The following is a 20,767-nucleotide window of genomic DNA, read 5'->3' as shown; positions in this document are numbered from 1 at the left end:
GATCGCGAGATTGGGGGAGTGGGAGATTGGGGGAGTGTCCCTGGAGGAGATTGGGGGAGATTTCGAGAAAATTTGAGGATATTCGATCGTCCCCATCCCACAGTGCCGTTGCGTTTTATTCCTGTGGAGCTTTTTTTGACAGTGCGATCGCACTACAAATGTCAAACCCAGATGCACGTTATTCCTGTACTGAGATCGTATAGTTAGACTTGACTCCGGGTTCGAGTGTGCCGACCCAAATTTTGTATGAGCCTGCTTGCCAGTCTGAATCTACAATGCCAGCATCTTTATTCTGACCTGTATCGTCTCCGCAGCGCACGGTGTTACCAGGGCCTTGTACGAGTAAGGTGGTGTCCTTGCCTCCGCTGTTGACTTGGATGGTGAGTTTGGAAAAGTTTTGCTGCAACTGTATGATGTGGTCGGGAGTGGGGGTGGCAAAACCCAAACATTTGTTTTTGTGGCGATCGGCGTTGGCAATGGCAGATAGAGAGTACGATCCGCCTATGGAACCTCTCAAAGCTGCTGTTGGGGCTCCAAAACCTCGCGATAAAATTAATGTGCCGAAATTGGCTGTTTCTGCTAAAACGGGGTGGGTGGCGATCGCACAAGTCGCAGCTAAGATCGCAGCGTTTTTGAAATGAGCTCGCGGATTAAACAACATGGCAATACTCCTCTGTCACAACTTAAAATCACAACTCAGAATTCACCCATCGCAGCCCCAAGAATCCGAACTAGGAGAGGAAGAACATTTTTTTTTAATTAGTTCAAAACCTCTTGGTTTCTCTTCCTTATTTTTATCAGAACAACACCTGTGCGATCGCCCTTCCTCGTGCCACTCCCGGTTCTGCCACACGCGCCCTGCTCGCATCCGCAATTGTACGGTGTCAAAATGATAAATTTGATACTGCTTGCCTCTGTATTGACAATTGCTTCCCTATTCGCCGAGGCTTTGCTATTGTTACCTATGAGTCTATCTGGGTGGATCCATTTCCCGGTTTGGCTCAGCCTGACTTTGATTTTGCTGGCTATTTCTTGGTGCTTGGGGGATTAGTTGACAGCGCTCGATGAGGAGTTATTAGTTATTCAAAAGCCAATTATCAATCTTTCCGCTTCGCCCAACGGTCAATTCCCCTTGGTACAAATTGGACCTATGCAAGGGCCTCGGGTGCGATCGTGTATACTGCAAAATTGACAATCAGAAATCTAAAATCTAGGAATTGACATCTACCTATAGACAGAATAATGCAACGAGAAATTTCTGCGCTCTCTGAATTTCGCTCGAATGACAAAACTTTTCTGGAAACTCCTAAGAAACAGTCGCGTCCGATACACCGGGCGATCGTGTTAATGCTAGTAGCAACCGGTTTGCTGGGCCTGCACGCTAGCCGGCTGGTGGAATTGCAACTGGTACAAGGCAAGCAAAACCGAGAACGAGCCGAAAACAATCGCGTTCGCCTAGTACCGATGCCGTCGAATCGGGGACACATTCTCGATCGCAAAGGCAAGCTGCTAGCGGCTAACAATTTAGCTCGATCGGTCTATTTGTGGCCAAAAGAACAAACGACGGAAGAGTGGAAAGTGACAGCAGAAAAGTTGAGTCCGCTGCTCAAAATCCCGGCTAAAGAAATATTAGATAAATTAAAAAAGGTCGATCCTCTGTCCTACAGACCGGTGCGAATCAGGCAAGCGATGCCGCCAGAATTGTTTGTACCGCTAGCAGAACAGGTGGGACAAATGCGGGGAGTGGAAGTGCGGCCAGAAGCGAGCCGCTACTATCCCGAAGGCAGTTTAGCTGCTCACGTTTTGGGATATATTGGCGAAGCTACCGCAGAAGACTTGAAAGCTCACCCGGAATATCCAATGGGGATGATTGTCGGTCAGATGGGCATAGAAGCGAGTTCTAATAAGGAAATTGCGGGAGTGTGGGGCGATCGGCTGATCGAAGTAAATGCCCAAAATCAAGAATTGCGGCTGATGGGAGAGACACCGCCCAAACCGGGCCAGTCAGTGCAGCTAACCATAGACTTGCCCATGCAAAAAGCAGCCGAAACAGCCCTGGGGAACCGTCGGGGAGCAGTAGTGGCCCTTGATGTGAAAACCGGTGCGGTATTAGTTTTGGCCAGCCACCCGACTTTTGACCCCAATCTGTTTACGCGAAAAATCACTAAGGATGATTGGGCAACTCTTCAACAGGAAGAAAATCCATTTGTGAATCGAACCATGCAAGGCTATCCCCCCGGCAGCACATTTAAAATTGTGACTTCCGTCGCGGGGATGGAGTCGGGCAAGTTTTCGCCGGACTCAATTATTGGTACTTCGTCTTACATTACTGTGGGGGGAATTGATTTTAACGAACACAGTGGCGGTTACGGCAACATCGGCTTTCGGGATGCTTTGGCTTTCAGCAGCAATACATTTTTTTATCAAATCGGGATGAGTATCGGCCCGGAGGAAATTGCTAAGTGGGGACACCGCTTGGGAATTGGCAAGGATACGGATTTGAAGCTGTTGGGCCTAGGCGGTGGCGATTACGGTCAAATGCCGACCCCGGCAGAGAAGGAAATAATGTATAAAGAACCTTGGTATGCTGGTGATACGGTAACAATGTCGATCGGTCAGGGGTTCGTGTTGGTGACTCCTTTGGAGGCGGCGGTGATGATAGGTTCGATCGCCAATGGTGGTAATCGCGTCAAGCCGCATCTTTTGACTTCTATGACTGGCAAGCCTGAGACAAAACCAGTACCTACGGGGATGAAACCTTCGACAGTTAATGTGATTAAAGAAGGACTCGCGGCAGTAGTTACCGACGGTACGGGACAGGGGCTAAATGACGGCTCAATTCCACTAACGGCGGGCAAAACTGGGACTTCGGAGGTAATCGGACAGAAGGATCACTCGCTGTATGTGGCCTATGGGCCTGCGGACAAGCCGGAAATTGCGATCGCCGTGGTTGTAGAAAATGGCGGTTTTGGTTCTGTCGCGGCAGCCCCGATCGCCAAAGAGGTGTTTCAAGCTTATTTTGGCAAGCCAAAAACACCAGTCAACCCGGTAGTAGTAACCCCTGAGTAGTCATGGGGCATGGGGCATTGTTGACTGTTGTTCGTAGTGCGGACTTCAGTCCGCAATATGCTGCGGACTGAAGTCCGCACTACGAACGAACGGATATTATCGCGGTCAACTGACCGGACACGATATGACAACTAACAACTGACTAATTAAGCCGCATAAATATTGTAGCTTTCCGAATTCCTGCGACTTCTCCCGTACTGGTGACAGTGAGCGATCGCAAGTGGTCAAAAAGCGGTCTTGCAGAAAGTTCAATTAACCTCAACAACGGGATTTGTTTTTCCCAAATTGCTCTGCTGGAGGGCCAGTCTAAATAAAAATAGCCGTCGTTAGCTGGCGGTAGCGGTTCGATGCTGGTTTGAAAATCTTGATTTGCCACCAAAGAGCCTGTTTCGGCTGCTTTGAGTGCTGCATCCATTGCTTCTACCGAAGTCGTGAAAATTTCGTATTTGCCGACAGTGGCTCGAACTCCTTTTGCTTCAGTTTCGATCGCACTTTTGCTCTTATTTTTTCCATCGTAACTCTGGCTCGTTGTCAACTGCGTCCAAGCGGTAATTTTCTGGTTTCTGAGAGTAAAGTTGCCGATGCTGTATTCTTTACTCCGGGCAATTTCATCGAGTTTGTCGATCGCCTTTTGAGCACCAGCAGATTTTTCTGCCGCAAAAATCCAGTCGGGAGTGCTTGACGAACTCGGAAGTACGGCTAAAGCGTATTCTCCTTGTACCCAGTTAAATATATCCTGCGGCAAATTGACGCCCGAATTTTGCTGAATATCTGCGATCGCGCGATCGGCTAATTTTGAAGCCTCTGCGTTAGTTGACACCGCCGACGACAAATCAGTCCAAAAATTCCTTAAATCGGTGCTGGCGACAGTGAAAGGACTGGCTGAGGGTATGTACTGCAAGGCTTGTACAGGTGCGGATAGTGTGGGAATTGCTGTTTTGTCTCCCGATGTCACCAAAGCAGTTTGGGCAAGCAATCCCCGTCGGTTGACTCCGATCGCAACTGCCAGGGAATTGGGGGAAACTTGGGAATTTTGGTTGGTTGCCGGCTGCGGGAGATTGACAAATCCTAAAGCTATTCTGCCTTGAGTTAGCTGCTGCAAAGCTTTTTGATAGTTAGGACTGTTGTGGAGATTCCAGTTTGCTGATTCTACGTTATCAATTGCATCTCGCAACACGTTCGGACTGTTGGCAAATAAAACAAAACTGCTCTTACTTCCTGGATCGGAACTACCGCCGATTGCTGCTGTTGCAAAGCTAGGAGGCAAAGTTGAATTCGGTAGAGAAAGCGAGTTGAAAGACCAAATCGAATCTTTTTTGGGGTTAGTTGTTGGTGAATCTTTATAATATATTTTGACACCTTTATATATTTCCGACTGCACTGTTTTCTCCTTACGAGATTCTTTTTGCCAGTAGGAAGTGAGAAATTTTTGACTGCGATCGGCATTTTGGGAGGAAACGGCTAGCAGAAACCCGGTTTGTTTGCCGTTGTTGAGTTCGCGATCGTCGAAATCTGGCGTAGTGGTAGCGAAAGTAATTTCGTCACCGATCCAAGGTTGGATATCGCGGCTGTAATCCAGGTTAGTATTGACGAGGAGGCTTTTTTTGATTTGCTCGAATTCAGCGTGCGATCGGCTTCTTTCTTCAGGAGAGGCAAAGATTTGTCGCAATGCTTCGAGGCGATCGGGATTTACCAGCATTGAAACTAACACAGGCGATCGTTTCGAGACAAACACAGCCGCAGCCGGAGTAGTTGTCGGCCCACCGGCGAGCAAATTTAGGGGAGTTTTGGTTGACAGCCAGTAAAAACCGCCTGCACTCAAGGCTAAGAGTGCCAAGACGCCAGCAATGAGGAAAGAAAAGAACGATCGCAGCTTCATACAAAAAGGACTAATGACCACAGTCTATTATTAACTACAGTAGCGCATGACCGCAGCTATTGACACCTGCAAAATATAGAGGCGGTGTCTGTGAGAAACCGCCCCAATATTGACAAGCTATTGGCTGTCAGTTTATTTTTTTCTCAGTCAATGATTGTGCCAATCTAGCCATCAGTTCTTCAATCGATAATTGAGGCAACTCTGCCAACAGTGATGATAAATTATCTGGAGATAAAGCCAGCAAATCATGGATAATACCAGCCGAAATTTCAGATGACTGTTCCGTTAGAGTAAAAGTTTTTTTTAAAACAGTTTCAGCTAACAAATCTTGGACTTGTTGGTGTTGATTCTCTCCCGCAGGCTGAGTAGATAATTGCACTAACAGTAAGGTGAACTCGGCAACAGGCAAAGCCGAAATCGGTAGAATTAATGCAACAGTTCGTGGGTCTAACTCCCCAAATCTAACTTGCAAAAAACTCTCCAAAATCATCCGCTGTAATTCTTTCCGGCCTTCTTTCCGGCCTTCTTCCCGGCCTTCTTCCCGTCCTTCTTCTCGACCTTGTTGTTGTGCAGCTTGTAAATGTTGTTGAAAAAGAGGTGCAATCGCCATAAGTAACTCCCGATCTTCATCATCCCCTGCGGGAATAGGTGGTGTATTCGCTTGCAAATTTGCTTGCAAGATGTACAATAATTCTAGCGCGTTAGTTCGGAGTGGATTATCGACAGGCAACGCACTTAGTTCTGCGATGCCTGTTACTGTTATTGACAGGCATCGTCCGTCAGTTGATTTGTTGTTAAGTCGATATTTGTGCCAATCTAGCTGTCAGTTCTTCAATCGACAATTGAGGTAATTCTGCCAATAAAGATGAGAAAACTTCGGGAGATAAAGCCAGCAAATCATGGATGATACTAGCCAAAATTTCCGATGACTGTTCCGTTTGAGGAAAATATTTTTTCAAAACAGTTTCAGCCAACAAATTTTGGACTTGTTGGTGTTCAGTTTCTCCCGCAGGCAGAGTAGATAATTGCACTAACAGCAAGGTAAACTCGGCAACAGGTAAAGCAGAAATCGGTAGAATTAATGCGATAGTTCGTGGGTCTAACTCCCCAAATCTAACTTGCAAAAAACTCTCCAAAATCATCCGCTGTCCTTCTTCTCGACCTTGTTGTTGTGCAGCTTCTAAATGTTGTTGAAAAAGAGGTGCGATTGCCATAACTAACTCCTGATCTTCATCATCCCCTGCGGGAATAGGTGGTGTATTCGCTTGCAAATTTGCCTGCAAGATGTACAATAATTCTAGCGCGTTAGTTCGGAGTGGATTATCGACAGGCAATGCACTTAGTTCTGCGATCGCCTGCTGCTGTACCCGCCCGCGGCCCAACATCCGCAACCACATAGTCTCGGGACTTCTCGGTAGCTGGTGAATCGCGATTAGTCCGACTCTCCAAACCTCAGTTAAAAAATAAACTCCTTTCCCCCAGCCCTCTGACTCTTCGGGAACCCGAAAACCAAAACTGTCCAGTAAAAGTTCCGAAGCAGTGGGAGTTAAAATCCACAACCTCGGCAATTGTCTTTCTTCTAAACGCTGGTCTTCTCGATTAGTCTGCCGCCCCAGTTTAGCCCTACTATTTAATAGTTTTACCACACAACTGAAGATTCCCTCAGTATTAACCGGATTGCGAAACGGCTCAATGACAGCTACAGTAGCAGCCATCTTACCCAATAAACCCAAACTCTCAACATATTCGCCCTCAAAAGAAGTTGGTTGAAACCAGACATCAATTTCTCTGACTTCAGCGGTGACATCTTTGCTGGTTTCTACTTCTCCCAGAGGCGACAATAACTCCTGAAGGTATTCTTTGGCAAACTGATCGTGGGGAAACTTAGTCATAAAGTCAATGTTTTGCACTTCGTGCTATTTTACACAAACAAATAGTCATCAATACAAACCCAACTCAAATATTAACAACATCAACGTCCTCTGAACAAAGAGTTTTACTACCAAATATTAGTTGGAAATTATATGAAGATTTACTTGCGAAACTGGGAAATTAACGTTCCACCAGAATTGCTTATCATCAAGGTAAATTAGAAATTATGGTGCTACTACCGGAACATCAAAATCGCAACATACCGATCGACGATCGCACTCAAACAGCAGGCGCAACCGCAGCAGTGCGAGAATTCCGGGAATGGGTGAGGAATAGGTAATTGTCAGTCTATCAACTCTTAACGTGCGATCGTCCTCGCGCACCTCAACGATAATCAGAGATCTGGGACAAAACAGGTGTTTGACTGTGCGGGCGATCGGCCTTTTGACTGTGCGGGCGATCGTTTCATACCTGCATTCAGCAACGCCCGCCGATCATCTGATTTAAGACCTGCAAAAATCTGAAGAGCCTGTTGCTAAAATTATTTAAAGAAAGTGCGATCGTATCTTTACAAGTATACTATAATACCCTAGAGTTATAATTAAACAGTGCGGCTGTCAGCCCTCTATGACTTGCGACTCAAATATGTTAACTAGGATACATATTCACTATCAACACCAGTATTTAACACATGAGTAAACAATTATACAAAGTTTTTGACGAAGTAGAATTCCAAGCTCAACTGCTTGCTAAATACTGGAATAATTTTTCTACAGAAATTTCTGAGCATTTACCAGATACATATCAGCCTGAGATACAAGAACTTTCTAGTAAATTAGACAATGCTTTAAGCACTCTGGTTGAGGAACTTCGTAATCCAACTCTGACTCTTGCGACTACAGGAACCACCAGTAGTGGGAAAAGCACTTTGGTGAATTTGTTATGTGGAGCCGAAATTGTCCCCGTAGCCGTAAGTGAAATGAGCGCAGGGGCAGTCACTATCGAATATAGCAAGGAAAAGTCTCTAATAATCCATGAAACACCAGGAGCATTGTGGGAATGTGGAGAATGGAGAGGTATCAGAGAGGAAAAAATTTATCAGCGCTTATACCAAGTAATGATAAGTTATATCGAAAACAGAGAAAAAGAACCGAATTTAGCTTGCCCACAATCTACAATATTTTACCCTTTCAGGCTTGTCAAAGAGTCTAAACTGGAACTGCCACAAGGAACCAGGGTAAAAATTCTTGATTTACCTGGTTTGGCCTATGTGGGCGATCAAGGTAACGCAGATGTTATTAAACAGTGCCGAGAAGCCTTGTGCATAGTCACATACAATAGTGCAGAAACCGATGCACATAAAGTAAAAAGTTTACTGCAAGAAGTTGTACAGCAGGTAAAAGATTTAGGTGGTTCTCCTGCACGTATGCTCTTTACTCTGAATCGGATTGACGTTTTTCGAGCCGACAAAAATTGGCCTGAAACAGAAAATCGCTTTGTTGAAAAAGCTATACGTGATATAAAAAACGAATTGACTGAACAATTACAAGAATATACAGAAGATATTGAGAAGTTACAAGTTGTCAAACTTAGTACATGGCCTGCGCTACTAGCCCTTCAGATCCAAAATAATGATGATATCTATAGTGCTGAAGCCTGTAAAAAGGCAGACAACAATTTTAATGGATTAATTGATGAAGATATATTAGAAGTCCTGCCACGTAACGTACAAAAATGGTCTAGACACGATCGAAACCGAGTTGCTGAAGCATTATGGCAAAAATCTTATGCAGAGGAATTTCAACAGAACTTAAGGGGACATATTACTCAACACTTTCCACAGTTAGTAATCCCACAAATTATAGAACGCTTCAATCTATCCGCAGGAAATGCCGTAACGGAATGGGCAACACAAACAACAACAGCTATTCTTAATAGTTCGGAAGAACGCTATAAACAGGAATACGAAAATATATCAAGGATTAGGGCATCACTTAAACAGTTCTTAGAAATTAGCGATACAAATTTAAAACAGCCTTTTGAAAAACTAGATACAAAAGTTAAACAGGTTCTTGGAAAACAGTCAGAAGATGATGTTGTGAAGTATATAAGAACCATAATTTCGGAACTCCAGCAGGTCGAACCATACGATGAATTACGAGAAAAATTATTCCCACTTTATTCATGGGAAAATGAATTTCAAAAAGGAATTAACCAAGTATTAGAAGCAGTGGCAAAGTCTTTAGAAACTGGAAGGGTAGACTTAGACAGTCCGAATTTAAAAAGAGCAAATGTTTTAAATGTCAATTTACTAGCAAGAAACTTGAACCGTTTAGTTGGTTTAGGCTACAAGGCTTCCGTTGCTAAAGAAGGAAAAACAATGGAAGCAAAAACGGAGGCTGAGAAAAATAAACTCAAACAACTTAATGACGAACTCAATGAACTAGCTATCCATCTTAACATTGTTATACAGGATGTATTAAAACAGATTTCCACTCAAGAATTAAATAGAATTTATCAGGCTGTGTCCGAATTGTTTCGTTGCCATTTGTCTTATTTTGAAAATGAAGCCAATGATATTGCACCTAACATAGCGATTAAATTTCCTGAATCCGAACTGATTAAAGTCGAGAGTCATTTAACATTTAATTTTAGGTTTAAAGCAGGATTTCCTATTACAAAAGGGAATTGGGAGGAAGCAGTACAGGTTGAAAGACAAAAAAGAACTTGGTATACATTGTGGATAGGGAAGAAAACCATTTATGAAACCGAATATCGAACCCGTTCTAGCGATAATGCTGATATACCAAGCGTAGAAAATTTACTTGAAGGGTGGGTAATGCAGGCAAAAGGGGAAGACTCAGAAAGAGTAAATCAAGTTGCAAGATGGTTACTAGAACAAATTGATTGTCTAAAAAAAAATGTAGATAAAGTTCAGAGTGATATTATTAACCGTTATCAAGAAAGGCTCGATAAGGCAAACCAAGAAATTACTATTGATTATGAAAAGCAAAAAAACGTCTGGCAACCTATGGAACAAAAAGCTCAAAACCTAGCAGAAGAGTTTTCTAGCTTAGGAAAAATCTGGAAAGTTAACTGAATTGACAATTGCTTTTGTTAATTTAAAATCCGTGTTCTATCCCAAAAATATAATGACATGAATACGCAACCCCAATTTTCAGTAGGTCAAAACATAGAAAAATTGTATCAAGCGATTTGTGAGGAGATTTATCCTAAAATTAAAAATCAAAAGAAGGGAGTTCTGTCCACAGTAATATATATAATACTTGGAGCCGACAACTCACAAGCTCAAGAAGTTTGTCAGTATCTTAAAATTAAAGATTACGCATCATTAGAAGATGATTTATCTATATCAGTTGATATTATTGGGCTTTTCATAAGTAATCCTAATAATCAAAAGAAATGGATAAATGATATAATTCAGCCTGTGAAAGAGAGTGTTAAAACTGTACGTAAGAATTTTGGTAATAATTGGGAAGATACTCAAATGAAGTTATTTCAGATTGTTGTTATAGGATGTCTAATTGTAGGAGCAGTTGTTTGTATAAAATATCTTGAAAAAGCCAAAAAAGAACGAGAAGTAGGAGATAGTCGCAAAAATCAGCCATTAGATAGCTCTCCACCACGACCAAAAGTTCCTGTACCTGTAGCTTTGTGTCTTGTTGTACCAGCATCGGTGGTAGAAAATGTAAGAGAAAATCATCCAATTGATGTCTCTGACATAGAAAAACTCATAGATAATTCCTTATATTTTCTATGTACAACTCCAGAAGATGCGGATGCGACATGGAAGCGGTTAGAAAGAACCGACGAAGATATTACAACTCTTAGTGAACAGAGAGAAATTTACGTCAGGATTAACATTGATAATGGGGAAGAAATGATTGGGAAGAAAGTTCCATATATTTTAAAGAGAAATCTCCCTTCTAATGGACAAGGTATGGTTACACAATTAGCTTGTCTAAAATATCTATCTGTATCTGGTTTAGAAAACTTTAACCGCATTTAAGGAACCCCAAAATGGATTGGAAAACAGCCTCTTCTTACTATGAAGCTCGTCTTAGCGACGCTCTAAACGTGCAGCGACACGCGCTTAATTTGGCTATGTTACCCCAGGCTGAAGTTCCTACTCGATTAAAAGAGGTACTTTTACAAGAAGCAGAACCAACTCGCCGCCAACTTGAAAGACTTAGAAAGCGTGAGTTTCGTATCGCTGTTGTGGGGTTAGAGAAAGCTGGAAAAAGCACTTTTATTAATGCTTGGCTGGAATGCGATTTACTTCCAGCGAAGGGAGGAAGATGTACATTTACAACCACCCAAATTTATTCAGTCGAAAATGAGTCCGAACAAAGGCTGGAAGTACAAGCGAGAACTGAAGAAGAGTTTATCAATTTACTAAAGGAACTTGAGAAAGTAGGGGCAAAAGAAGACTTAAATACTATAAAAATCAACGAAATAACTTTACAACAGGTAAGAAGAGAAGGTAATCTCACTTTCCCATTTACTAGACTAGAAGATATTAGAGAACCGCTAAAGAAGTATGTAGCAGATGAAAAGTATGCTCACGCTGTTTTAGAAGCTCGACTTTATACTAACAAACTTGCTCAAGCTGAAGGGATTGTTTTTTATGATGTTCCGGGTTTGGATTCGGGTTTAGCAAAGCACGTTGACGAAGCACAAGAAATGCTGTCTGACTGTGATGCTGTGATATTAGTACAGCGGTTTACTAGCCTCCGAGAAAAGGAACTAGAAATAATAAAATTCACAGAACTTGGCGATAAAAACGTCACCGTTGCTGACAAGCTGTTTGTTTTTTTAAGTCGGATTGATTCATTAGGTAGTGCAGAGGCGCTTAAAACACATATTGAAGAAGCTTCCCAAGATTGGTTAAGGCGTGCAAACCTTCCACCTGAACGCATTGTATATGGTTCAGCGGGAGCCTATTTAATTTTGAATGGTTTAGCAGGAGAACAGACTAAGTTAGAGATTGGGGACGCAAGTAATATTCAAGCTCAGTTGAAGAGATTAACTGGAATTACCGATCGAGAGATTATCACTAAAGATGGCACGGGTATTCCAGAAATTAAAGACAAAATATTTAACTATATCAACACAGAGCGTGTATCTATTTTAAAGAAAAGATGCGAAGCGTCTATCGATAAAATTATCAGCAATTCTGAAGAAATTTATATTACAGTTAGCAAAAAATATCCTGAAAATCCTGAAGAAGCAAAGCTTTTTGAAGAAAATAATCGACGAGTTTTGTTTACAGAATGGTGGAACCAAAAATGGGAAATAATTAAAGCTGACTTGCAAAAATACTACGAATATTCTGTTGTCAACAAACCCTTAGAGAGTTCAACTGCTAACTCATTCACTCAAATAGAAAAATTTAGAGAGCGATATTTACAAATCGTTGAGGCAGAAATGAAGAAACTTAGGGAGGAAACATTTAAAAAGAAAGATACGATTTTTCTTGCTAACTCAAATCCAGAGTTCGATCGCATGAAAGCCAATTTTGCTTGGCGCGATCATTTGTACGGTGATATTAGTAAGCTTCTATCTTCAATTGCTCATCAACTTGCTTTAGAACTTAAGGATGAAGCATTAAAATTAGTTGAGTACATGACAACTTTATTATGGGAAAGTAACCAAGTAAAGTCCAGGCTTATTGAAAATTCAGAGGAGTATTTTTTAGCAAAACTAGAGAATAGCTTAAGCGTATTATTTTTACGCTTTGCCCGTCCAGTTGCGGAAGCACTGATTCGCGGCCCAGTGAATAGCGATACTCGAAATAAAATCATCAAAAGTTTAGGAGTAGATATTGAAATTGTTGATAACTACTATACTGGCGAAGAGGCTGCCTTTAAAACTCTTAAAAAATATGTAAAATATGGATCTGATTTACTATTTAATCCTGAGCTTCGGCAACAAGTCTTGGGAGTGCCAGGAGTAGCAAGACAAATTGCTGGGGTAGCAACGCAGATAGTAGTAGATGTTTCTAAAGACCTCATATCTTCACAAGAATCTGTAGTTTTTGAGGTAGAGAATGATATTAATGCTTTTGAAGAATACCTACGCTATGCAATTTTCGGTGCGTCTGGTTTCGAGTCATACTGTATTCAAGAACTAAAGGGTTTAGTTGATAGTTTTAGAGACAAAGAAGGTACTTGGACTGGGGTTGCTCTCAATGAATGGTTGCAGGGAAATTCTATTCTGTTTGCTGAAATACCTGATAACTTGAAGTCACAAGAATCGAATTTAGAAGTTAGCGAACGATTGAGGCAATTATCTATTGCTTTAAAAAGAAGTCGTTCGCCGGAGGTACTGTGAGTGACTGAAAATACAGGAAAATAGACCTTTTGCAAAAGTCCTTTTAATCAAATTTTAGGACGGGCTCTCCGGCCAATTCCACAAGAAAAGATGATTTTTGTGGGATGGGCATCTTGCCCGTCTTAGCGATTTTTGCAAGAGGTCTAATTTAACATAAGTCTGTGGGTACGATCGCCCAAAACATCTTCCACCATCATCAATCAGCTTCTAAATCGCCGGAATAATCCCCGCCTCGATCGCACACTTAACGTCCTCCCAGTAAGGCGGACGTGCTTTCATACCGCCCTAAAACCCATAAATCCGATGGGGAGTATGTTTGATGTATTTGTTTGCTTTGATCGATCGATCGCCTTTACGTCAATAATTGTCCAAAAATTAGAACTGTCACAAAACTTTGAAATCTTAAAGCTAGTACGATCGCCATAACAAGCAAAAATAATTCATTCAATTGTGCAGCTTACCACGGTAAACCTCGCGCATCGGAAAAATCGGCATCGAGAACCGCCCCCGGATCGAATATAGCGCCAGTTAAATCAGCTTTTCTAAACGACGTTACTGACAATTTTTCGATTTCTTCAACCGCGATAAAAAAGCCGATCGCAGTTAACCCCAAAATAACCCCAGAAACCAAAAATAAACCAATTCCCCTGAGAGTATCCCCACCCAAAAATGTCACAATACCGTTAGCGCCGATCGCAGCAGCAGCCCCAGCCACAGCCCCCGCCACAATTCCCGCCTCGCCCCGAGTCGCAGCAATCGCCGTCGCAGCAGTCCCCGCTACAGCCACAGCCCCCGCATCCACTCCGCCAATGAGTCCAATCAAAGCCCCAGCAGCCGTCACTGTCACCGCTGTTACGCCAGCCCTAGCAATCAATTTTTTTACTCGGCGGCGGCTTTGTCCGCTTCTGACGCCTTGAAAATTTGCCCCCCTCAAAATCGCCCCTGTGAAATTGCAGCCTCGAATGTCGCAACCGCTGAAGTTCGCCCCTGATAAGTCCAGCCCTTTAAATGAACGGTTCCGCAAGTTTTGGTTGGCAAAGTTGAGATTTTGAGTCATAAGTGAAGATGGAAGTATGAACCGCGAAGACGCGAAGGACACGAAGGAAGAGGGAAGAGGGAAGAGGGAAGAGGGAATCTTCCACAAGGGTTTGAGGAATTAATAATATCTTAACTGTTGGGCGCGGCTGCTTTAGCAGAAAACAAGATATATGTCAATTATTATCTGATATTTGGTAACTTGTCGATTTCCCTGTACGATCGATCGCGTCCTAGGAACTCATCGGAGCGACAAAAAACTGCTACCATCTTTGAGATTGAGTTAACAACAATGCAGCCCCTTCAATCCATGCTAGAAATTAAAATCTGAACGCTGTTATCAACAAACTCCGCCATCCTAGAAATTCGCATTAACACTCCTGGATGCAAGAGTTGTCAGAAACCGGGTTTTTTAGCCAAAAGATTTCCTTCCAACCCGCAGATAAAATAAAAAACCCGGTTTGTTTGGTCGGAAATGCCTAAGTCCTGATTAACAAAATCCCAAGTCGGGATGTAAAATCTACAAAACATCGCAATTATTATGTCAAACCTCCCATTTTCCCCGGAACAAATTGCCGCCGAAAGACTCAAACCCGAAGAATACGAAGAAATCGTTCAGCGACTCGGCCGCCATCCCAATAAAGCAGAATTGGGAATGTTCGGCGTGATGTGGAGCGAACACTGCTGCTACAAAAATTCGCGGCCGCTATTAAAACAGTTTCCCACAGAGGGCGATCGCATTCTGGTCGGCCCGGGAGAAAATGCCGGTGTCGTAGATTTGGGAGATGGGTTGCAACTTGCTTTCAAAATTGAATCCCACAACCACCCCTCAGCAGTGGAACCCTTTCAAGGTGCTGCAACCGGCGTCGGTGGAATTCTCCGCGATATCTTTACAATGGGTGCTCGCCCGATCGCACTTTTGAATTCCCTCCGCTTTGGCAATTTAGATGATAGCAAAACTCAGAGATTGTTTAAAGGTGTTGTAGCGGGAATCAGTCACTACGGAAATTGCATTGGGGTACCCACAGTTGGCGGCGAAGTTTATTTCAATGATGCCTATGCTGGCAATCCATTAGTTAATGTCATGGCCTTGGGCTTGATGGAAACTCAAGAAATAGTTAAATCTGGTGCATCGGGAATTGGAAATCCTGTGCTTTATGTCGGTTCAACTACTGGCAGAGATGGCATGGGAGGTGCAAGTTTTGCTAGTGCAGAATTGACTGATAAATCGATGGACGACCGCCCCGCCGTTCAAGTAGGAGATCCGTTTCTCGAAAAATCTTTAATTGAAGCTTGTTTGGCAGCATTTAAAACTGGTGCTGTCGTCGCCGCCCAAGATATGGGCGCGGCCGGAATCACCTGTTCGACATCGGAAATGGCAGCCAAAGGTGGTGTCGGAATTGAATTCGATCTAGATAAAGTTCCGGTTCGAGAAAGCGGCATGGTTCCCTACGAATACCTGCTTTCGGAATCGCAAGAACGGATGTTGTTTGTCGCCCATAAAGGACGCGAACAGGAATTAATTGATATTTTTCATCGCTGGGGATTGCACGCCGTAGTCGCGGGGACAGTCATCGAAGAGCCGATCGTCCGAATTCTGTTTAAAGGCGAAATCGCTGCCGAAATTACCGCGACTGCTTTGGCAGATAATACGCCAATTTATCACCGCGAATTGTTGACTGAAGCGCCAGAATATGCTAGAAAAGCATGGGAATGGACGGCTGACAAGTTGCCGGAATGCACCGCAGCCGGTATCGAAGTTCAGGGTGATTTCCAAACTTGGAATCAGATTTTGCTGACGCTTTTGGATACTCCCACCATCGCTTCAAAACGCTGGGTTTATCGCCAATACGACCATCAGGTGCAAAATAATACTGTGCTGTTGCCCGGTGGTGCCGATGCTGCTGTTGTGAGATTGCGGCCTCTGGAACCGTGTCAAAAAGAACCCCCCCAACCCCCCCTTGGTAAGGGGGGGCTACAAGAGGGAGAACCCGCCCTTACTAAGGCGACGCTACAAGAGGAAGCAGAAGCTATTCCCTTATTTAAGAAGGCACAAGGAAGAGAAACTCTCGAACTTTCTCCCCCCCTTAGCAAGGGGGGGCCGGGGGGGGTTATTCCCGGAGTTGCGGCGACGGTTGATTGCAATTCTCGCTATGTTTATCTCGATCCTTATGAAGGTGCAAAAGCAGTCGTAGCGGAAGCAGCGAGAAACTTAAGTTGTGTGGGTGCTGAACCGCTGGCAGTCACGGACAATCTCAATTTTGGCAGTCCCGAAAAACCTGTAGGATATTGGCAGTTAGCATCAGCTTGTCGCGGGATTGCTGATGCTTGTCGCGAGTTAAAAACACCTGTGACTGGCGGGAATGTTTCTCTTTACAATGAAACGGTTGATGCTGAGGGGAATCCTCAACCGATTTATCCAACTCCGGTAATCGGAATGGTGGGTTTGATTCCAGATTTGATGAAGATTTGCGGTCAAGGTTGGCAAAAGAAGGGCGATTTAATTTATGTGTTGGGAATTGGAGAAAGCAGTCAAGAGGAATTGACATTTTTTCAATCTGCCAATTCTGAATTTAAAACTGAAACTCCGAAAAATCTGGCTTTTGCTACTCTCGGAGGTTCAGAATATTTAGCGGCAATTCACGGGATTATTGCTGGGAAACCGCCAACTATCAATTTTGATTTGGAAAGGAAAGTACAATCAGTTTGTCGCGACGGAATCCGCAGCGGTTGGATATGTTCAGCCCACGATGCTGCGGAAGGTGGAATTGCGATCGCCCTGGCGGAATCCTGTATCTCTGCTAAACTGGGTGCGGAAATCCATCTGGGCTTGAATTCGGCAGATGTTAGCCGTTGGGATGAAGTTTTGTTTGGTGAAATGGGCAATTGCATTATTGTTTCAGTCGCCCCGAAAAATCAAGAAATTTGGGAGTCTTACCTGCAAGAACATTTACCGAAAATGTGGCAGAAAATCGGCGTTGTTGGGGGTGCTGATTCGCCTTTGCGGGTGTTGAGTGCCGATAATATAGGGTTGATTGAGGTTGGGATGGTTGATATGGGCGAGAGTTACTGGAATGCGATCGAGCGTCGAATAGAGTCTGTCTAATTAGTCGTAGGGTGCGTCGCATCGACAATCTGCAAATCAAAGCGACAATTTCCAAGCGACGCACCACACAACACTCAGGCGCTGAGTATCCAATAAATCGGGAATTTGCGATCGAATATCACCTAGCCGTAGGGTGCGACGCACCGAAAATCTGTAAATCAAATCGACAATCTCGCAGCGACGCACCTTACTATTGTGTGGTGCGTCGCCATCTCAAATCTGCAAGTTTTATCAATATTTTCGCAGCGACACACCCTACCAATTAGACGGGTGATAGAATCGAGATAGCGGTTGCTATCTTCGATTTATCACCATGACATTCATCAATCCCAAAACCGACTACGCCTTCAAAAAAATCTTTGCTTCCCAAGACAGCAAAGGCATTCTCATCAGCTTTCTCAACGCCACAATCTACGATGGGAATCTGACAATTGCAGACTTAGAAATTATCGATCCTAATTTACCACCCAAAATCGCAGGCTTAAAAGACTCTTCTTTAGATGTCAAAGCCCAACTCGCCGACGGGACTTTAGTCATCATTGAAATGCAGGTATTAAACGTCGAGTCTTTCGGGAAGAGAGTTTTATACAACGCTGCCAAAACCTACGCCTCTCAATTACAGAAAGGACAAGGCTACCGAATGCTGCAACCTGTAATTGCACTGACAATTACAGATTTTGAGATGTTTAAAAATAGCGATCGGCTAATTTCTCGATTTGTTTACAAAGAAACAACAACAAATATTGAATATATCGACAATCACATTGAGTTAGTGTTCGTCGAACTGCCAAAATTCACCAAAGAATTGTCACAAGTAGAAACCCTGACCGATAAATGGATTTATTTCATGAAATATGCTAGTATGCTGACACAAGTACCGCAAACAATGGATATGGTGCCAGAGATCCATCAAGCCTTTGAGATAGCCAATCAAGTTAATTTAAATCCTGGCGAACTAGAAGCCCTCGAACGGCAAGAACAGTTTATTTACGACCAACAAGGAGTTGTAATCAAAGCTAATCGAGAAGGTCGAGAAGAAGGACGAGAAGAAGGACGAGAAGAAGGTCGAAAAGAAGCAATGCAGGCGGCTGCGCGACAGTTACTCGATGTCCTCGATGACGAAACCATCAGTCGAACAACGGGATTGAGTATCGAAGAAATCGGGAATTTGCGATCGAATAGAACCTAGCCGTAGGGTGCGTCGCACCGACAATCTTGCAGCGACGCACCACACAATAGTAACGACGTATTTAGGTTGATACACAAAATGCTTATTTTGTACAGTGCATAAGTCCTATTATTTTGTGATTGCGATCGGTGTTTTTTCGGACTTCAGTCACTTCTATCGAGAATGATTTTTGGAAGAATAATCATAACACTCGATCGGGAATACTATGACAACCACCAAATCTGGCAAGAAGTTGAAAGTTCAAAATTTATTACTGAAACTGAAATTGAAACTTAATAAACCTCTTGAACATCTTTCTAGACATAGTACGAAATATGGTGTGTTGCTAACCTTGGTTGTAGTTCTTTTGGCTGTATTTGTTTTAGAGCCACCGCAAGATCCTGAACCAACACCTCAAATTAAGCAAAACAATTCGGTTATTAAAACAATTTCCAACTCAAAATTATTAGGACAATTCCAAAATTTTGGCGTTATTTTAGTCGCAATAATATATTTATTGGAGAAACCCAAGCGCCAAAAAGAAGAAGAGCTTAAAGCATGGCAATTGATTGATGGAGCAATAGGGGCTGAAACCAGTGGCGCAAGATTCCAAGCTATCCAAGAACTGCATAAAATGGGAGCTTCTCTAAAAGGACTCGATGCCGATGGAGCAGATCTCAGAGGAATTAACTTGCAAAGAGCTAACCTTGAAGGAGCAAGTTTTAAAAATGCTCTGCTTCAGGGGGCTAATCTTGAGGGAGCTAATCTTAAGAATGCCCAACTCCAGAAAGCTCAGTTACAGGGCGCAAACCTTAAGGGAGTTGATTTTGAGGGAGCTAATCTTGAGGGAGCTGAACTTGAGGAGCTGGGACATACCATTTATGATAATCAAAGTAATGAATCTAAATATGAAGAGCAGCGTACTGATTTGGAGGACGCTTTTCTTCGCAATACTGATCTTCGAGGAGCATTTTTAATTCGTGCTAACCTTAAAAATGCTAAATTTTATAACGCGGATCTCAGTGCAGTTCACTTTAACGGAGCTGACCTTGAGGGAGCTATCTTTAAGGATGCTACGCTTAATGGAACTAGGTTTGGGAATACCAAACTAACTCTAGAGCAAGTTAACTCGGCTAAAGATTGGAAAGATGCTCTCTATGATAAGAGTTTTTGTGACGAAAATCCCACAATGGATCTGTCTCCAGATGAACTAGGCGAATTAATAAAAGAAAATGATGTAGACAAGAACAGAAAAATAGTGAGCCATGAAATGCTGCATAATATTGCAGCATTACTCAAAGAAATGGAAACTAATAATTCAGTCTGTCTGCAAGATAATCTCATTGTAAAAGACTTTAAAACTGCCTTAGAAAACTTAATTGAAAACGAAAAAGAGCATAAGGAACGTTCCGCCATACGAAAAGCACAATTGAAAAGACTAGGAATAAAGCTTAAGAAGGCTTGGGATGATAAAGAAAATAACGATAAAAAGAATCAGCAAGTTCTATCTGAGATGGAAAATCTGCAAAGGGCGGATGAGTCTCATGAGGAATCTTATCGTCTAGCTAGACAATGGCTAGAATCTAACCGTGAGATAATATTGAATAGCAAAGGGGTTAGAGATTATGTAGATACACAGTCTGAAACGAAACTAGATAGTGGAGTAATCGATTTAAACGAACAACTTAAAATAGACATTGACAAGTGTCTAATAAAAATTTGTAACTCTTTGGAAAAATTCGACGCAGACCATGAAACTACCGATTTAACTGATTTAAAAATACCCAGTGATATTTTAGCAGAAGCACTTAAACTAATTGTAGAGAAGGTAATCCCAGAAGAGAAGCAGCACTCTAATAATCTTTCAGATGACACCTATGACCATATTAAGTACTATTTTGTAGAACTGATCAATAAACTACACTAAAAGTCAGATTGTAGTAAAAATAAGGATTTCTAAAAATCTGGCAACGCCAAAAATCTAGTTTATGTGGCTCTTCTAAAAAAGCACTTTGATTTGTTAGAAGAGCCATTATTCTTCGGACTAAGGTTTCTTCTGCTTCTTACACTTATCCCACTCAGCTTTATAGCTCTCAAACTTCTCTAGCCACTTGCGCTTTTCCATACAATCTTTAATGGAGTCACAATCCATTTTTTTTATATATAGCAATCCTAAATCATTATCAAGGTTATGGTACAATATATATGCAATACTTGACTGTGATAAAAAATGAATAAATTACAACTGCCACAAAAAGACATGGAAAAAGAAAAAGCTTCGTTA

General features: G+C 42.6%; 14 protein-coding genes. 9 read left to right on the top strand and 5 right to left on the bottom strand.

Annotated features, from left to right (window positions below; translation table 11 throughout):
* Positions 1-178: 178 nt before the first annotated feature.
* Positions 179-661, bottom strand: coding sequence for a hypothetical protein (locus QZ918_RS15395; RefSeq protein WP_293336447.1), 483 nt, complete (start codon positions 659-661; stop codon positions 179-181).
* Positions 662-774: 113 nt separating this feature from the next.
* On the opposite strand from QZ918_RS15395, the gene QZ918_RS15390 reads away from it, so the two are divergent.
* Together QZ918_RS15390 and mrdA are read left to right on the top strand one after the other, a co-directional pair.
* A complete protein-coding gene (locus tag QZ918_RS15390; RefSeq protein ID WP_293145389.1) occupies positions 775-1,068 on the top strand; it encodes a hypothetical protein in 294 nt (97 codons plus the stop codon).
* Positions 1,069-1,242: 174 nt separating this feature from the next.
* Positions 1,243-3,069, top strand: a complete 1,827-nt coding sequence (mrdA, locus tag QZ918_RS15385; RefSeq protein WP_293336445.1) for a penicillin-binding protein 2 — start codon at positions 1,243-1,245, stop codon at positions 3,067-3,069.
* A gap of 142 nt (positions 3,070-3,211) precedes the next feature.
* Here the strand turns inward: mrdA and QZ918_RS15380 are convergent, their stop codons facing one another.
* The 3 genes from QZ918_RS15380 to QZ918_RS15370 all read right to left on the bottom strand — a co-directional run bounded on the left by QZ918_RS15380 (position 3,212) and on the right by QZ918_RS15370 (position 6,840).
* The gene (locus tag QZ918_RS15380) at positions 3,212-4,969 is read right to left on the bottom strand and encodes a DUF3352 domain-containing protein (protein ID WP_293336443.1); all 1,758 of its coding nucleotides are present in this window, start codon (positions 4,967-4,969) and stop codon (positions 3,212-3,214) included.
* Between the two features lie 106 nt (positions 4,970-5,075).
* A complete protein-coding gene (locus QZ918_RS15375; RefSeq protein ID WP_293336441.1) occupies positions 5,076-5,678 on the bottom strand; it encodes a hypothetical protein in 603 nt (200 codons plus the stop codon).
* A gap of 64 nt (positions 5,679-5,742) precedes the next feature.
* Positions 5,743-6,840, bottom strand: coding sequence for a flagellar assembly protein H (locus tag QZ918_RS15370; RefSeq protein ID WP_293336439.1), 1,098 nt, complete (start codon positions 6,838-6,840; stop codon positions 5,743-5,745).
* A gap of 671 nt (positions 6,841-7,511) precedes the next feature.
* Here QZ918_RS15370 and QZ918_RS15365 point away from each other — a divergent pair.
* Genes QZ918_RS15365 through QZ918_RS15355 form a run of 3 tightly spaced genes read left to right on the top strand, consistent with a single transcriptional unit; the run spans position 7,512 to position 13,174 of the window.
* A complete protein-coding gene (locus tag QZ918_RS15365) occupies positions 7,512-9,920 on the top strand; it encodes a dynamin family protein (protein ID WP_293336437.1) in 2,409 nt (802 codons plus the stop codon).
* Positions 9,921-9,977: 57 nt separating this feature from the next.
* A complete protein-coding gene (locus tag QZ918_RS15360; RefSeq protein WP_293336435.1) occupies positions 9,978-10,850 on the top strand; it encodes a hypothetical protein in 873 nt (290 codons plus the stop codon).
* An 11-nt stretch (positions 10,851-10,861) separates the two neighbouring features.
* Positions 10,862-13,174, top strand: coding sequence for a dynamin family protein (locus QZ918_RS15355; RefSeq protein WP_293336433.1), 2,313 nt, complete (start codon positions 10,862-10,864; stop codon positions 13,172-13,174).
* 457 nt (positions 13,175-13,631) lie between these two features.
* On the opposite strand, the gene QZ918_RS15350 is transcribed toward QZ918_RS15355, so the two are convergent.
* Complete coding sequence (locus QZ918_RS15350; RefSeq protein ID WP_293336431.1) at positions 13,632-14,231, bottom strand: pentapeptide repeat-containing protein; 600 nt, start codon at positions 14,229-14,231, stop codon at positions 13,632-13,634.
* A gap of 519 nt (positions 14,232-14,750) precedes the next feature.
* Here QZ918_RS15350 and purL point away from each other — a divergent pair.
* The 4 genes from purL (at position 14,751) to QZ918_RS15330 (ending at position 20,410) form a co-directional block, all read left to right on the top strand.
* Complete coding sequence (gene purL / locus QZ918_RS15345; protein WP_293336429.1) at positions 14,751-17,315, top strand: phosphoribosylformylglycinamidine synthase subunit PurL; 2,565 nt, start codon at positions 14,751-14,753, stop codon at positions 17,313-17,315.
* Positions 17,316-17,326: 11 nt separating this feature from the next.
* A complete protein-coding gene (locus QZ918_RS15340) occupies positions 17,327-17,581 on the top strand; it encodes a hypothetical protein (RefSeq protein ID WP_293336427.1) in 255 nt (84 codons plus the stop codon).
* A gap of 47 nt (positions 17,582-17,628) precedes the next feature.
* A complete protein-coding gene (locus QZ918_RS15335; RefSeq protein ID WP_293336425.1) occupies positions 17,629-18,504 on the top strand; it encodes an Rpn family recombination-promoting nuclease/putative transposase in 876 nt (291 codons plus the stop codon).
* Between the two features lie 205 nt (positions 18,505-18,709).
* The gene (locus tag QZ918_RS15330; protein ID WP_293336423.1) at positions 18,710-20,410 is read left to right on the top strand and encodes a pentapeptide repeat-containing protein; all 1,701 of its coding nucleotides are present in this window, start codon (positions 18,710-18,712) and stop codon (positions 20,408-20,410) included.
* Positions 20,411-20,767 lie beyond the last annotated feature (357 nt).

The organism is Microcoleus sp. CAWBG58 (assembly GCF_020883045.1).
GTDB lineage: Bacteria > Cyanobacteriota > Cyanobacteriia > Cyanobacteriales > Microcoleaceae > Microcoleus.
The sequence above is the reverse complement of the archived record's forward strand: the minus strand, read 5'-3'. Positions and strand labels throughout refer to the sequence as shown.